General features: G+C 51.3%; 12 protein-coding genes and 1 other RNA gene. 6 read left to right on the forward strand and 7 right to left on the reverse strand.

The window, feature by feature from the left end:
* Window positions 1-116: 116 nt before the first annotated feature.
* The 3 genes from CJP72_RS08710 to ydiJ all read right to left on the reverse strand — a co-directional run bounded on the left by CJP72_RS08710 (window position 117) and on the right by ydiJ (window position 3,868).
* Window positions 117-305: a YdiH family protein gene (locus CJP72_RS08710; protein WP_162380473.1), complete on the reverse strand. Its 189-nt coding sequence runs from the start codon at window positions 303-305 to the stop codon at window positions 117-119.
* A 99-nt stretch (window positions 306-404) separates the two neighbouring features.
* Window positions 405-815, reverse strand: a complete 411-nt coding sequence (gene menI / locus CJP72_RS08715) for a 1,4-dihydroxy-2-naphthoyl-CoA hydrolase (RefSeq protein WP_162380474.1) — start codon at window positions 813-815, stop codon at window positions 405-407.
* On the reverse strand, window positions 812-3,868 hold the full coding sequence (gene ydiJ / locus CJP72_RS08720; RefSeq protein ID WP_162380475.1) for a D-2-hydroxyglutarate dehydrogenase YdiJ: 3,057 nt from the start codon (window positions 3,866-3,868) through the stop codon (window positions 812-814). The genes menI and ydiJ overlap by 4 nt, the downstream gene beginning before the upstream one ends.
* Before the next feature lie 300 nt (window positions 3,869-4,168).
* Here ydiJ and ydiK point away from each other — a divergent pair, with 300 nt between their 5' ends.
* From ydiK to aroD, 3 genes are all read left to right on the forward strand, one after another.
* Window positions 4,169-5,281 (forward strand): AI-2E family transporter YdiK, encoded by a 1,113-nt coding sequence (ydiK, locus tag CJP72_RS08725; RefSeq protein WP_162380476.1) that lies wholly within the window; start codon window positions 4,169-4,171, stop codon window positions 5,279-5,281.
* Window positions 5,282-5,544: 263 nt separating this feature from the next.
* An RNA gene (gene rprA, locus CJP72_RS08730) (antisense sRNA RprA) lies at window positions 5,545-5,652 on the forward strand.
* A gap of 126 nt (window positions 5,653-5,778) precedes the next feature.
* Window positions 5,779-6,531 carry a type I 3-dehydroquinate dehydratase gene (gene aroD / locus CJP72_RS08735; RefSeq protein ID WP_162380477.1) on the forward strand — a complete coding sequence of 251 codons (753 nt, stop codon included), beginning with the start codon at window positions 5,779-5,781 and terminating at the stop codon, window positions 6,529-6,531.
* A gap of 64 nt (window positions 6,532-6,595) precedes the next feature.
* Here the strand turns inward: aroD and ppsA are convergent, their stop codons facing one another.
* Window positions 6,596-8,974, reverse strand: coding sequence for a phosphoenolpyruvate synthase (ppsA, locus tag CJP72_RS08740; RefSeq protein WP_162380478.1), 2,379 nt, complete (start codon window positions 8,972-8,974; stop codon window positions 6,596-6,598).
* A 335-nt stretch (window positions 8,975-9,309) separates the two neighbouring features.
* Between ppsA and ppsR the strand changes: the two genes are divergently transcribed.
* The 3 genes from ppsR (at window position 9,310) to hemP (ending at window position 11,703) form a co-directional block, all read left to right on the forward strand.
* Window positions 9,310-10,143 (forward strand): posphoenolpyruvate synthetase regulatory kinase/phosphorylase PpsR, encoded by an 834-nt coding sequence (gene ppsR, locus CJP72_RS08745; protein ID WP_162380479.1) that lies wholly within the window; start codon window positions 9,310-9,312, stop codon window positions 10,141-10,143.
* Window positions 10,144-10,298: 155 nt separating this feature from the next.
* Entirely contained in the window at window positions 10,299-11,345 is a 1,047-nt protein-coding gene (aroH, locus tag CJP72_RS08750) for a 3-deoxy-7-phosphoheptulonate synthase AroH (protein ID WP_162380480.1), read from the forward strand.
* Between the two features lie 166 nt (window positions 11,346-11,511).
* The gene (hemP, locus tag CJP72_RS08755; protein ID WP_238340024.1) at window positions 11,512-11,703 is read left to right on the forward strand and encodes a hemin uptake protein HemP; all 192 of its coding nucleotides are present in this window, start codon (window positions 11,512-11,514) and stop codon (window positions 11,701-11,703) included.
* A 6-nt stretch (window positions 11,704-11,709) separates the two neighbouring features.
* Here the strand turns inward: hemP and selO are convergent, their stop codons facing one another.
* The 3 genes from selO to CJP72_RS08770 form a co-directional block, all read right to left on the reverse strand.
* Window positions 11,710-13,152 carry a protein adenylyltransferase SelO gene (gene selO, locus CJP72_RS08760; RefSeq protein ID WP_162380482.1) on the reverse strand — a complete coding sequence of 481 codons (1,443 nt, stop codon included), beginning with the start codon at window positions 13,150-13,152 and terminating at the stop codon, window positions 11,710-11,712.
* A 61-nt stretch (window positions 13,153-13,213) separates the two neighbouring features.
* Window positions 13,214-13,927 (reverse strand): EAL domain-containing protein, encoded by a 714-nt coding sequence (locus CJP72_RS08765; RefSeq protein ID WP_162380483.1) that lies wholly within the window; start codon window positions 13,925-13,927, stop codon window positions 13,214-13,216.
* Window positions 13,924-14,233, reverse strand: a 310-nt coding sequence (locus CJP72_RS08770) for a hypothetical protein (RefSeq protein WP_162380484.1), incomplete at its 5' end; no start/stop codon positions are given. The genes CJP72_RS08765 and CJP72_RS08770, both read right to left, overlap by 4 nt.

Here is a 14,233-nt window from a genome sequence, read left to right on the forward strand (position 1 = left end):
GCGAAAGTTAACACCGGTGAAGGGGTGTGGCGATCAGATAAAAAATAACCCCGGCGGGATACGGTCGGGGTTTTCTGTTTGACATTATAAGTCGTCGCCTTTCCGGCAGTCTGGAATCAATGCACGCCCAACCGCCAGGCAAAATAAATTTCCTCTTTCAGCTCAGTAGAGGAAAGCGCGAGTAAATCGGCAAATTCCAGCTCGAGTTGTTTCAAACGTTTCAGATACTGCGCGGGAGAAAGGTCGGTTTTATCGCGGCGAATGAATTCAATGGCCAGTTGGGTTGGGTCTAATTGGGTAGACATATCATCCTCACATTTGTTCAAAACGTGCACAGTATATCACTTTCCACTGTGCACGTTACGAACAAAAGCAAAATCAGGCTGATAATTAAAGTGACACCGTCACAAAATAGCCGTTGTCAGCCGTGATGTACAACACAGGCGCCCCTGTTCATCGAAGATCTCAATTTGCCAGACCTGATGACGCGAGCCCGTATGCAACGCTTTGCACACGCCCCTCACGCGCCCCTCGCGGGCGGAACGAATGTGGTTGGCATTCACCTCCAGCCCCACCACTCTTTGTTCGCCCTGGGTACACAAGTAGCCGGCAACCGAACCGATACTTTCTGCCAGAACAACCGATGCCCCGCCGTGCAACAGACCAAAAGGCTGTTTTGTTCGGCGATCCACGGGCATTGTCGCCTCCAGCGTATCGTCGCCAATATGATCAAATCGGATATCCAGCAGTCCGACCATGTTTCCTTCTCCCATCGCATTCAGCGCGTCGAGAGAAACCTCACGTTTCCAGATCATCCAATAATCTCCAACAATGCTTGTAGTGGATGGCGAACGCCGGTGCCTTCAACACGTTTGACCTGGCTCCGGCAGGAATAACCGGTTGCCAGACAGCGGTTGCGCGGCAGTCGCTGCATCGCCTGACGCCATGAGAGCGCGTAGATCCCCAGCGAGTTCTCATGATTTTTGATTTCGTGCCCGTAGGTACCCGCCATTCCGCAGCAGCCGACGCTGACATTTTCCAGTCTGGCGCCAAATCGGGCAAAAATATCCCCCCACTGCGCCACAGCGCCAGGTAAAGCAGTCACTTCGGTACAGTGGCCGAAGAAATACCAGGGCTCACCGCTGACTGTCAGTGGCTGTGTCGGCTCGAGCACTTTTGGCAGCCACTCATGAACCAGTTGCACGTGGAAATCGCCACGCTGTTCGCCTAGGGCCAGCTTATATTCATCGCGATAGCACAGAACCAGCGCCGGATCGACGCCCACCATCGGTATCCCTAACGCAGCCACGCGATTGAGAAACTCTGACGTCTTCTTCGCGGTTTTTGCGAAACGTTTGAGGAAGCCTTTGATATGCTGAGCCTTGCCATTCGGTGAGAACGGCAGCAGCACCGGCTGCAATCCCAGCTTTTCCACCAGACGAACGAAATCTGCCACCACCTGCGCGTCGTAATAACTGGTGAACGGGTCCTGCACCACCAGCACCGTACGCGACTTTTGCTCGAAATTTAACAATTCCAGCTGTTCCAGCGTCATATTGGCGCTGCGGTGCCCGACCATTTGTTGCTGGAGTGACGGCGCAGAAAGCAGCGGCAAATCAACCATCCCAATGTATTTTTTGGACAGTGACCGCACCAGCGGTTGATTAATAAAGAAGTTGAATGTTTTTGGTGCCCGGGCCATCAACGGCGCATAGGTTTCCACTGTCGCCACCAGATGATCGCGCAGTGGACGCAGGTAACGCGTGTGATAGAGCTGCAGGAAACGCGAGCGGAACTCCGGTACATCAATTTTGATCGGGCATTGCGTAGTACACGCCTTACAAGCCAGACACCCTGACATCGCCTCTTTCACTTCATGCGAGAAATCGTACTCACCCTTGCGGGCATGCCAGCTGTTGCGAGTTCGCGCAATCAGTGTACGCAAACTGGTGTGTTTTTCCGGCAGTTCATGTTCCAGCTTGACGGGATCGATACCACGGTCGGCCAACAGGCGTAACCATTCCCGCACCAGCGTTGCGCGCCCTTTCGGGGAATGGATACGGTTAAGACTGATTTTCATCGACGGACACATCGGGCTTTTGGCATCAAAGTTAAAGCACAGCCCGTTGCCGTTGCACTCCATCGCCCCACGCCACTCTTGCCTTACCGCGAACGGGATCTGGCGATCGTAGGTACCGCGCTTCACGGCATCCACTTTCATCATCGGCGCATCAATGCCTTCAGGTGGGCAAATTTTCCCTGGATTCAGTCGGTTTTGCGGGTCAAACGCCGCTTTCACTTTGCGCAGTTCACTGTAGAGTTGTTCGCCAAAAAATGCCGGGCTGTACTCGGCGCGAAAACCCTTTCCGTGTTCACCCCATAACAGGCCGCCATATTTCGCCGTCAGCGCTACCACGTCGTCAGAGATTTGCTTCATCAATATCTCTTGCTGCGGATCGCACATATCCAGAGCGGGTCGAACGTGCAACACCCCGGCGTCAACGTGACCAAACATGCCATAGCTCAGGCCGTGGCTGTCCAGCAAGGCACGGAATTCAGCAATGTAATCAGCAAGATGCTCTGGCGGCACGCAGGTATCTTCGGCAAACGGAATGGGTTTCGCCGCACCTTTCGCGTTCCCCAACAACCCCACCGCTTTCTTACGCATCGCGTAGATACGCTCGACGCCCTCCAGCTCAGTACAAAGCTGCCAGCCAATCACGCCAGCATGTTTCCCGGCAATCAATCCATCCAGTCGCTCACACAACGCCTGGATCTGCGCGTCAATCAGCGCTTCATCATCGCCGGCAAATTCGACGATGTTCAGACCCAGCATCTCTTTATCCGGCACATCGGTGATAAGCTCACTGACGGAATGCCAGACTATGTCCTCTCGCGCGAGGTTGAGCACTTTAGAATCGACGGTTTCAACCGACAGCGCCCGTGCCTCAACCATAAACGACGCATTGCGTAACGCAGAATCGAAAGAGTCATATTTCACATTCACCAGACGGCGAACTTTGGGCAGCGGGGTGATATCCAGACGCGCTTCAGTGATGAAGGCAAGCGTACCTTCAGAACCCGTCAGGATGCGTGTTAAATCGAACTCCGTCATCTCATCATTAAAGACATGACGTAAATCGTAGCCCGTTAAAAACCGGTTCAGCTTCGGGAATTTATCGATAATCAACTGACGGTTTTCACGGCAGCGCTGATAGACCGTCTGGTAAATACGCCCTATCGTCGTATTGCTTTTACCTAGCGTCTTTGCAAGCTCGACGGGAAGTGCCTGAGTGTCGAGAATATCTCCCCCCAGTAGCACCGCCCGCACGCCAAGGACATGGTCGGACGTTTTGCCGTACATCAGCGATCCCTGACCGGACGCATCGGTATTAATCATTCCCCCCAGCGTCGCCCGGTTACTGGTCGACAATTCCGGAGCAAAGAAATAACCATACGGTTTCAGATACTGATTCAGTTGGTCTTTAATCACACCTGCTTCTACCCGTACCCACCCTTCTTCCGGGTTGATCTCAATGATACGGCTCATATAGCGCGACATATCAACGATAATGCCCTGATTCAGCGCCTGGCCGTTGGTGCCAGTACCGCCGCCGCGAGGGGTAAAGACGAGAGAGGTGAATCGAGGCTCTGCCGCCAGACGGGCGACCAGCGCTACATCTGCCGTTGAACGGGGGAAAAGAACCGCATCTGGCAAAAGTTGATAGATACTGTTATCTGTCGACATTGTGAGGCGATCGGCGTAACTGGTCGCCGTATCACCCGTAAACCCTTGCTGTTCCAGTGCTTGCAAAAAATTGAGCACCAGCTGAACGACGCCAGGTGCCTGAGAAATTTGTGGAATCATTATTGACCCTTTCCTGCGGTCTGTGTTGTGGACTCTGGGCCTGTCCAATAATGGCTACTTTACAACCCGTTAGAAACAGTTCAGCTTCACAACGGTGTATAAAACAGCCTTTCGGGCGGCACCTAATCGTTTGCGTGTTGCACCATTTGTTGTATCACATTTTTTTAATATGCGCTCAGCAGAATTACAGGCAGAATCTACCTGTCAAAAACCGCTGAAATTGCTCATTATTGTATACGAGTGATTCGCGTGTTCAGAACGCGTCAACATTCTGACGTACAGAAAAGGTGAAAAGTATTTATGGTAAACATTCGTCAGCCCAGGGATATTGCGCAAGTGCTGCTATCGGTGCTGTTTTTGGCCATCATGATTGTGGCATGTCTATGGATTGTACAACCCTTTATCCTTGGCTTTGCATGGGCAGGCACCGTGGTGATTGCGACCTGGCCTGTTTTGCTTCTCCTGCAAAAAATACTCTGGGGCCGCCGTTCTCTCGCGGTCCTGGTGATGACGCTCCTGTTGGTATTGCTGTTTGTGATCCCCATTGCGCTGTTGGTGAACAGCATCGTCGACGGCAGCGGCCCACTGATCCACGCCATGAGCGCCGGAGACATGACATTACCCGACCTTGACTGGCTGAACAGTATTCCGCTGGTCGGGAGCAAATTGTATGCCGCCTGGCACAACCTGCTGGATATGGGCGGCTCGGGGATTATGGCTAAAATCCGACCTTATATCGGCAGCACGACCGCCTGGTTTGTCGGTCAGGCGGCCCATATTGGTCGCTTTATGGTGCACTGTGGCCTGATGCTACTGTTTAGCGCCCTGCTGTTCTGGCGAGGTGAGCAGGTTGCTTTAGGGGTCCGCCATTTTGCAAGCCGACTGGCGGCAAAACGTGGCGATGCGGCCGTTGTACTGGCAGCGCAAGCCATTCGCGCTGTGGCACTTGGCGTCGTCGTCACCGCACTGGTGCAGGCAGTTCTCGGCGGTGTTGGTCTGGCGATTTCCGGCGTGCCTTATGCCACGCTACTGAGCGTGCTGATGATCCTCTCCTGCCTGGTGCAACTGGGACCCTTACCGGTACTTATTCCCTCCATCATCTGGCTCTACTGGACAGGCGACAACACCTGGGGCACCGTGCTGCTGGTGTGGAGTTGTGTGGTCGGTACGCTGGATAACGTGATTCGCCCAATGCTCATTCGCATGGGGGCTGATTTACCGTTAATTCTGATCCTTTCTGGGGTTATCGGTGGATTAATTGCGTTTGGCATGATTGGCCTGTTTATTGGCCCAGTGCTGTTAGCCGTCTCCTGGCGTCTGTTCTCCGCATGGGTGAATGAAGCGCCACTTCCCGATGATGCGTCAGACACTGTTCTGGAAGAACTGGCTGAACCGGCAGAACCCCGCAAGTAATTCATAAAATGTGGTTTTGCCGGAACGTACCCTTCTGGCAAAACCGAGCCGAAGGACTGCCTGTTAACAACGCGCCGACGGGCAGTCCGAATATACCGCAACGCCAAATACTTTAAATTTATTAATCAATAACTCATTGATTAAGCAATATTGTTGCTGAATTTTTCTGTTTTCCCTTCTCTGCATCGCAAATTCTTTACAGCTTTTAAACTATTGAGACGAATCTGATCGACGCAAAAAATCCCCATGCCTACTATTAGCTCAAGGTTATAGATCAACACATTGATTTATAAGCATGGACATCCCCTGAGTGAAACAACGAATTGCTGTGTGTAGTCTTTGCCCATCTCCCACGATGGGCTTTTTTTTATCCTTCGATAGATGAGCGCCTGGCCTCTTTATTTCTCAAATGCAGTGAAAATCCCCTGAGCTACGGTTGCAAAACGATGCCGTGTTGCGGCATGTTGTAACGCAGACCAGGCATGTGAAAGGTAATAATGAATACGTTAACAATAAAAAATCTCGTTATTGGAGAAGGTGTTCCGAAAGTGATTGTCTCTTTGATGGGCAAGGATATCACCACCATAAAGGCGGAAGCGCAAACCTATCTCGATGCTGATTTCGACATTCTGGAATGGCGTGCCGACCATTTTATGGATGTCGGGTCTACGCAATCAGTGTTGAACGCGCTGGGTCATCTTCGCCAGATAATGGGAGATGTCCCCATCCTGTTTACCTTCCGCAGCGCTCAGGAAGGGGGAGAACACGCGCTTTCCGTTGAGGAATACACCGCGCTCAATCTGGCGGTAATCGACAGCGGGCTTGCTGACATTATTGATATTGAACTGTATACCGGCGATAAACACGTCAAAGACCTCGTTGCCAGAGCGCATGAAAAAGGTGTTTATGTCGTTATGTCTAACCATGATTTTCACCAGACGCCAGCAGCAGACGAAATCATCCATCGGCTACGCAGAATGCAGGCATTAGGGGCGGATATCCCCAAAATTGCTGTCATGCCCCAGTCAAAACGCGATGTATTGACGCTGCTTACCGCAACGCTGGATATGCATGAAAAATATGCGGATCGGCCAATCATCACCATGTCGATGGCGAAAACAGGGGTTATTTCGCGTCTGGCGGGTGAGGTGTTTGGTTCTGCCGCCACCTTTGGCGCGGTGAAAAAAGCGTCAGCACCGGGGCAAGTTTCTGTGAATGACTTACGCGCTATTCTGACCCTCCTGCACTAACCACGCATAAAAAAACGGCTCCTTTTTACGGGAGCCGTTCTCGATTTAAGTAACGTAATTTAGCTTACTTCTTCAGTTCCGCCAGGCTCAGCCAGGTTTGCACGACGGTATCCGGGTTCAACGAAAGACTGTCGATCCCCTCTTCCATCAACCACGCGGCAAAGTCTTCATGGTCGGACGGTCCCTGACCGCAGATGCCCACGTACTTCCCTTGTTTCTTCGCTGCGCGAATCGCCATCGACAGCAGTGCCTTGACCGCATCGTTACGTTCATCAAACAGCGCAGAAACAACACCGGAGTCACGGTCAAGACCCAGCGTCAGCTGCGTCATGTCATTGGAACCGATAGAGAAGCCGTCAAAATACTCAAGGAACTGCTCTGCCAGCAAGGCGTTGGACGGGATCTCACACATCATGATGAGCTTCAGTCCGTTTTCACCGCGTTTCAGCCCCTGGCGCGCCAGTTCTTCTACCACGGCTTTCGCCTGATCAACCGTACGTACAAACGGGATCATGATTTCAACGTTGGTCAGACCCATGTCATTGCGCACGCGTTTAACCGCTTCACACTCAAGCGCAAAACAGTCGCGGAAGCTATCCGAGACATAGCGACCAGCACCACGGAAGCCCAGCATCGGGTTCTCTTCTTCTGGTTCATAACGCTCGCCGCCTACCAGGTTGGCGTATTCGTTTGATTTGAAATCAGAGAGACGCACGATGACGCGTTTCGGGAAAAATGCGGCGCCCAGCGTCGCGATGCCTTCCGTTAAACGGCCAACGTAGAACTCGCGCGGCGAATCGAAACCTTTCATCATTTCACGGATTTCGTTTTGCAGTTTCGCGTCCTGGTCATCAAACTCCAGCAACGCACGAGGGTGCACGCCGATCATACGGTTGATGATAAATTCGAGACGCGCCAGGCCAACACCTTCGTTTGGCAAACAGGCAAAGTCAAACGCGCGATCCGGGTTACCGACGTTCATCATGATCTTCAGCGGCAGATCCGGCATGGTGTCAACGCTGGAGCTTTTCACACTAAAGTCGAGCAAATCGGCATACACATAACCGGTATCGCCTTCAGCACAGGAGACGGTCACTTTATCGCCATCCTGCATGCGTTCGGTCGCATCGCCGCAGCCAACCACTGCCGGGATCCCCAGTTCACGCGCAATGATCGCCGCATGACAGGTACGACCGCCTCGGTTAGTCACAATCGCCGCTGCTTTTTTCATGATCGGTTCCCAGTCCGGGTCGGTCATGTCAGTTACCAGCACGTCGCCGGGTTCGATGCGGTTCATCTCGCTGATGTCATGAATGACCTTCACGGTACCCGCGCCGATACGATGGCCAATGGCACGACCTTCCGCAACGATTTTGCCATGGGCGTTCAGCGTGTAACGCTCCATCACCTGCCCACGAGAACGAACCGTTTCCGGGCGAGCCTGGACAATGAACAATTTGCCGGTGTGACCGTCTTTCGCCCATTCGATGTCCATCGGACGACCGTAATGTTTCTCAATCTGTACCGCTTGTTTCGCCAGTTCTTGTACTTCCTCGTTAGTCAGCGAGAAAATATCACGTTGTTCCTGCGGCACATCTTCAATTTTGACCTGCTTTCCGTGCTCTTGCGTCGGCGCATAAACCATACGGATTTTTTTCGAACCCATAGTGCGACGAACAATGGAGGGACGGTTTGCCGCCAACGTCGGTTTGTGTACATAGAACTCATCCGGGTTAACTGCGCCCTGCACGACCATCTCGCCCAGACCCCAGGCGGAAGTAATGAAGACGACCTGGTCAAAACCCGACTCAGTATCAATGGAGAACATTACGCCAGACGAGGCGAGATCTGAACGCACCATGCGCTGAACGCCCGCAGAAAGCGCAACGCCACGATGGTCATAACCCTGATGCACACGGTAAGAAATTGCACGATCGTTAAACAACGACGCGAAGACATGTTTCACCGCCACCAGCACAGCATCAAACCCCTGTACGTTGAGGAAGGTCTCCTGCTGGCCTGCAAATGACGCGTCTGGCATATCTTCTGCCGTTGCAGAAGAACGCACTGCAAACGAAGCGTGTGCATCATCCGCAGAAAGTTGCGCGTACGCATCGCGGATGGCATTTTCCAGCTCGGGCTGGAAAGGAGTGTCGATAATCCACTGGCGGATCTGCGCACCGGCTTTCGCCAGCGCAGTGACATCGTCAATATCCGTTTTATCCAGCAGTTCATAAATGCGCTGGTTTACGCCGCTTTGGTCCAGAAACTGGTTAAACGCATCGGCAGTTGTCGCAAACCCATTCGGTACTGAAACACCCATACCGGAAAGGTTAGTAATCATTTCACCCAGGGAGGCATTTTTGCCCCCAACTCTGTCTACATCATTCATGCCGAGTTGGTTATACCAAAGCACCAGCGGTGACGAGCCATTGTTGGACATCGAACAATCCTTTTGTGATAAATGAACGAGTTTAGGAAACACATTATTGCGTATTTATCTTTGCATATTTAACCCGCCGAAAAAAACGGTGAATCGTTCAAGCAATTATATTTTTTCTTTTTTCAGATTGTTTACGCATTTGCGCAAAGCCACGGACTACGGGCGATCCCCCTAAAAACAGTCGGTATAAACATCAATTCCAAAAAATGAAATGTACTTTTCAGTAAATATAAAAATAGCGTTTCATTTTGCAAAATAAGACGTGAGTTATACGCTTCTGTCTTTTTTTAATTTATGCTTTCAGAGAATTATGTGTGCTCTTCAGGATGAACAAAATGGATAATGTTGTTGATCGTCATGTTTTTTATATTTCTGATGGTACGGCCATCACTGCCGAAGTGCTGGGACATGCCGTCATGTCGCAGTTTCCCGTGACGATCAGTAGCATCACGCTGCCGTTTGTCGAAAATGAGAGCCGCGCCAGGGCGGTCAAAGACCAGATCGACGCCATCTATCAGCAAACAGGTGTGCGCCCGTTGGTCTTTTACTCCATTGTGCTGCCTGAAATCCGTGCGATCATTTTGCAAAGTGAAGGTTTCTGTCAGGACATTGTGCAGGCGCTGGTTGCGCCGCTGCAGCAAGAAATGAAGCTCGACCCCACCCCGATTGCGCATCGCACGCACGGTCTTAATCCCGGCAATCTCAATAAGTATGATGCGCGCATCGCCGCCATTGACTACACCCTCGCGCATGATGACGGCATTTCGTTGCGCAACCTTGATCAGGCACAGGTGATCTTGTTGGGCGTCTCACGTTGTGGAAAAACGCCAACCAGCCTTTATCTGGCCATGCAGTTTGGTATCCGGGCGGCAAACTACCCCTTTATTGCTGATGATATGGATAATCTGGTGTTACCTGCGTCTCTGAAACCCCTTCAACACAAGCTTTTTGGTCTGACGATCGAACCGGAACGTCTGGCGGCCATTCGCGAAGAGCGCCGTGAAAACAGCCGTTATGCCTCCCTGCGCCAGTGCCGGATGGAAGTGGCGGAAGTTGAAGCGCTGTACCGTAAAAACCAGATCCCGTGGTTGAACAGTACCAATTATTCGGTAGAAGAAATTGCGACTAAAATTCTCGATATCATGGGATTAAATCGTCGAATGTACTAACAAGCTAGTACATTGATTCAATTTTCGTTATCATCTCTGATAGCTTGCGAGGTGTGACACGCCTCGCACTTGAAATCAGCAGGGATTGGTTTATCGTGATGCCCATCACTTCCCGGTAGTCCTGCCGTTGAAGCAACAAATTTCTGAGAGATGTAATGAACAAAACCGACGAACTCCGTACTGCGCGTATAGACAGTCTTGTCACCCCTGCTGAGTTGGCGCTACGACACCCCGTATCGCCCGCAGTTGCAAGCCACGTTACTGACTCACGACGCCGGATTGAAAAAATATTGAATGGTGAAGATCCCCGTCTGCTGGTGATCATTGGTCCTTGTTCAATTCACGACCTTGACGCAGCGATGGATTACGCCAGTCGTTTGCAAGCGTTACGTTCAAAACATCAGGCGCGCCTGGAAATCGTCATGCGCACCTATTTTGAAAAACCGCGCACCGTCGTTGGCTGGAAAGGCTTAATCTCCGATCCTGATCTCAATGGCAGTTACCGTGTCAACCACGGCATTGAACTGGCGCGAAAATTATTACTGAAAGTCAATGAGTTAGGCGTACCGACGGCGACAGAATTTCTTGATATGGTGACCGGTCAGTTTATCGCCGATTTGATCAGTTGGGGAGCCATTGGCGCACGCACCACAGAAAGCCAAATCCACCGCGAGATGGCTTCCGCGCTCTCCTGCCCGGTCGGCTTTAAAAACGGTACCGATGGCAACACGCGGATTGCTGTCGATGCAATTCGCGCTTCCCGCGCCAGCCATATGTTCCTTTCACCGGATAAATCCGGACAGATGACCATTTATCAGACCAGCGGCAACCCCTATGGTCATATCATTATGCGTGGCGGTAAAAAGCCCAACTACCACGCCGAGGATATTGCAGCGGCTTGCGATACCTTGCATGAGTTTGATCTCCCGGAACATCTGGTGGTGGACTTTAGTCACGGCAACTGCCAAAAGCAGCACCGCCGCCAGTTGGACGTGTGTGATGACATTTGCCAGCAAATTCGTAACGGCTCCACCGCGATTGCCGGAGTCATGGCCGAAAGTTTCTTGCGTGAAGGTACGCAAAAAATCGTTAGCGGTCAGCCGCTGGTGTACGGTCAGTCAATTACCGACCCCTGTCTGAACTGGGAAGACACCGAACTGTTGCTGGAAAAATTAGCCTCCGCTGTAGAATGCCGTTTTTGATGTATGGCCCATTCCCTCCGGGATGGGCGCTTCCTTTCGCATCCTCATCTCGCCATTTCCTTTTTCGTTACGCATCAACACGCATCGCTCATTTACCACTTGCTGTTATCACTCATATTATTGATAATAAAAATCATTGTTAAATTGATTTTTATTAATGAGCGCTATGTCACGCATGGATCGCACCGAGTCACTGGATTCTAAGGAAAAGAGCAGCGTCCCTCCCCTCAACGATACCGAACGACGGATCAGCAGTCAGACGTTATTAGGTCCACAAGGCAAAGTGATCATTGATCATGATGGTCAGGAATATCTGCTGCGTAAAACGCACGCAGGTAAGCTCCTCCTGACCAAATAAGCCGTTTCAGCTAGAACAACTAACTTCCAGCCGTTTTCCCCAGTCCGGAGGGCGGCTGATATAGTCATCATCCCGGTCGGTAAACGGTGTGCGTAGTACCTGATGCAGTCGGTGCAATTCGCGTGTGTCTCCCCGTTCCGCATCCTCAATAGCACGCTGGGCCAACCAGTTACGCAATACCACCGCAGGGTTGGCGTGCTGCATGCGCTGTTGACGCAATGCATCATCAACCTGTTCCTGTTGCAAGCGAGTACGATATTGCGTGAACCACTCATCAAAGGCGGTTCGGTCAATAAACTCATCCCGCAGTGGAGATGCCGCGCTTTGCTGTTCTGTGTAGCTCAACATTCTGAATGTCCGGGTATAGTCGCTACCCTCACGCGCCATCAGGCTGAACAAAGCATTGAGTAACGCATTGTCGTCCTTCTGTTCGCTAAAGAATCCCAGTTTTTGCCGCATCCGCTGGCCGTAGCGCGTTAGCAGCGCCAGATGATAGCCATCCAACGCCTCATTGAGCGTCTCAACCGACATAAACGGAGAAAGCGTCTGTGCCAGGCGTTGCAAGTTCCAAAGCCCGACTGCGGGTTGGTTATCAAAACTGTAGCGCCCCTGATGGTCGGAATGATTGCAAATCAGCCCCGGCTGATAATCATCAAGAAAACCGAACGGTCCATAATCTATCGTCAACCCCAGGATAGACATGTTGTCGGTATTCATCACACCATGGGCAAATCCCACGGTCTGCCAGTCAGCGATAAGCGTCGCCGTGCGCGATACCACATCCCGAAACCAGTGCGTGTATTTATCTTCTTCATCCTGTAAATGGGACCAGTAGTGACGAATAGCAAAGTCGGCCAGTTGGCGAACTTTTTCGGGTTCACGGCGATAATAGAAGTGTTCAAAATGGCCAAAACGCATGTGGCTTTGCGCCAGGCGCATCAGCATAGCACCCGTTTCCGGCGTTTCCCGGTAAACCGGAGAATCACTGGTCACAATCGACAGCGCCCGGGTCGTTGGGATCCCCAGATAATGCATAGCCTCGCTGGCCAGGCTCTCTCGGATCGTCGAGCGCAGTACCGCTCGCCCATCGCCCATACGCGAATACGGGGTTAAACCCGCCCCTTTCAGATGCCAGTCAAGCGTCGTGCCATCGGGCAGGAGTTGTTCTCCCAATAGAATACCGCGTCCGTCGCCAAGCTGCCCTGCCCAGACACCAAACTGATGTCCGCTGTAGACCTGGGCCAGAGGCGACATACCTGGAAGTAAAGATTCACCACCCCAGACACCCGCTCCACTTTCAACATCAAAAAGCGAGGCGGGAATATCAAGCTGCTGTGCCAAAACATCATTGTGCCAAATCACACGGGCATTGCTCAGGGGAGTTGGGGAAAGAGCGGTGTACGTTGCCGGCAGCTCATCGCGCCAGCGAGTGGTAAAAGACAGGGTCATAGGGCCTCCTGTTTGTAGTGTAGTCGGTTACTACCGTCTTAAACACCAGCAAATAGAAGGGTTATCCCTGCACCAGGGAGGTTATCTGACCGACCGATACGGCTGGCCATAAGCCTCCCTGCAACACGCTGAAACCTAAAGGGGTGACGCGAGCTCTCATCTCTTCAGTATCGATACCCGCAATCATAACGGAATCACAGCAGGATGATATTTGTGAAACAATAGCCTGCATAAAAGGTTCAAATGAAACGCTCATTGCTCTGTGCTGAACAAAATTTTTATCCAGCGCGACCCGTTTGAAAAGTCCGTCAAAAATGGCTTTCATTGAAGAATCACCCGCACCAAAATTAGCCAGTATGAGAGGAAACTGCGCCGCTAATTTCGCCAGTTTTGGATTTTCTTTTCCACGATTTAATTCAGGGTAATTTTCATTAATCATTAACTCAAGAAATGAAAATCGCTTAACACGCGCGTTAAACTCGTCATCATATAATAATGCGTCAACCACTGCTGGCGTTAATTTAATCCAGGCATTCAGCTTTTGTTGAATAAAAAAATGTTGGCACGTTTCAATAAGTGAGAGTTTTTCTTCGAATAAGCGGCACTGTTCCTCGGGCGACAGTCGGGGGATGACCAGCTCAGTTGGTATACGTACAGCACCATCGTCACTGACAAAATTTGCAATGATTTCTAAACCGACAAGCGCCCCTTTTTCACTCCGCGCAGGCAGGAACCAGAGATCGGAATGATAGGAATTATCCAGTGAAACAATCATTTTGCCAGCCCCGCAGTTTGGGTGTAATCCGGCATCCTGTAACAAAGGATGGAAAACGACATCATTTCAGAGACTAATGGGGGTGCTTTCATTTTTTCCTTTTTATCCGGTAAACCGGGTCCTTTTTTTAGCTTATCCTGATTATAAACCAATATCCAGTTTTGTACTTTTTCATGGGATGCGCGCGAATTTACGCTAACCACATTACTTTCATGAATAGTATGGTTATCAGGAAGCCAACCTTGGTGATGCTGCCAACTTACTGATTTAGTGTATGATGGTGTTTTTGAGGTGCTCCAGTGGCTT

The sequence above is a fragment of the Citrobacter sp. NCU1 genome, assembly GCF_010231475.1.
Lineage (GTDB): Bacteria > Pseudomonadota > Gammaproteobacteria > Enterobacterales > Enterobacteriaceae > Citrobacter_D.

What these genes read in the sequence shown, in the direction of transcription:
- CJP72_RS08710 (WP_162380473.1), bottom strand. Translation starts at nt 305, where the DNA reads ATGTCTACCCAATTAGACCCAACCCAACTGGCCATTGAATTCATTCGC.
- menI (WP_162380474.1), bottom strand. Translation starts at nt 815, where the DNA reads ATGATCTGGAAACGTGAGGTTTCTCTCGACGCGCTGAATGCGATGGGA.
- ydiJ (WP_162380475.1), bottom strand. Translation starts at nt 3,868, where the DNA reads ATGATTCCACAAATTTCTCAGGCACCTGGCGTCGTTCAGCTGGTGCTC.
- ydiK (WP_162380476.1), top strand. Translation starts at nt 4,169, where the DNA reads ATGGTAAACATTCGTCAGCCCAGGGATATTGCGCAAGTGCTGCTATCG.
- aroD (WP_162380477.1), top strand. Translation starts at nt 5,779, where the DNA reads ATGAATACGTTAACAATAAAAAATCTCGTTATTGGAGAAGGTGTTCCG.
- ppsA (WP_162380478.1), bottom strand. Translation starts at nt 8,974, where the DNA reads ATGTCCAACAATGGCTCGTCACCGCTGGTGCTTTGGTATAACCAACTC.
- ppsR (WP_162380479.1), top strand. Translation starts at nt 9,310, where the DNA reads ATGGATAATGTTGTTGATCGTCATGTTTTTTATATTTCTGATGGTACG.
- aroH (WP_162380480.1), top strand. Translation starts at nt 10,299, where the DNA reads ATGAACAAAACCGACGAACTCCGTACTGCGCGTATAGACAGTCTTGTC.
- hemP (WP_238340024.1), top strand. Translation starts at nt 11,512, where the DNA reads ATGTCACGCATGGATCGCACCGAGTCACTGGATTCTAAGGAAAAGAGC.
- selO (WP_162380482.1), bottom strand. Translation starts at nt 13,152, where the DNA reads ATGACCCTGTCTTTTACCACTCGCTGGCGCGATGAGCTGCCGGCAACG.
- CJP72_RS08765 (WP_162380483.1), bottom strand. Translation starts at nt 13,927, where the DNA reads ATGATTGTTTCACTGGATAATTCCTATCATTCCGATCTCTGGTTCCTG.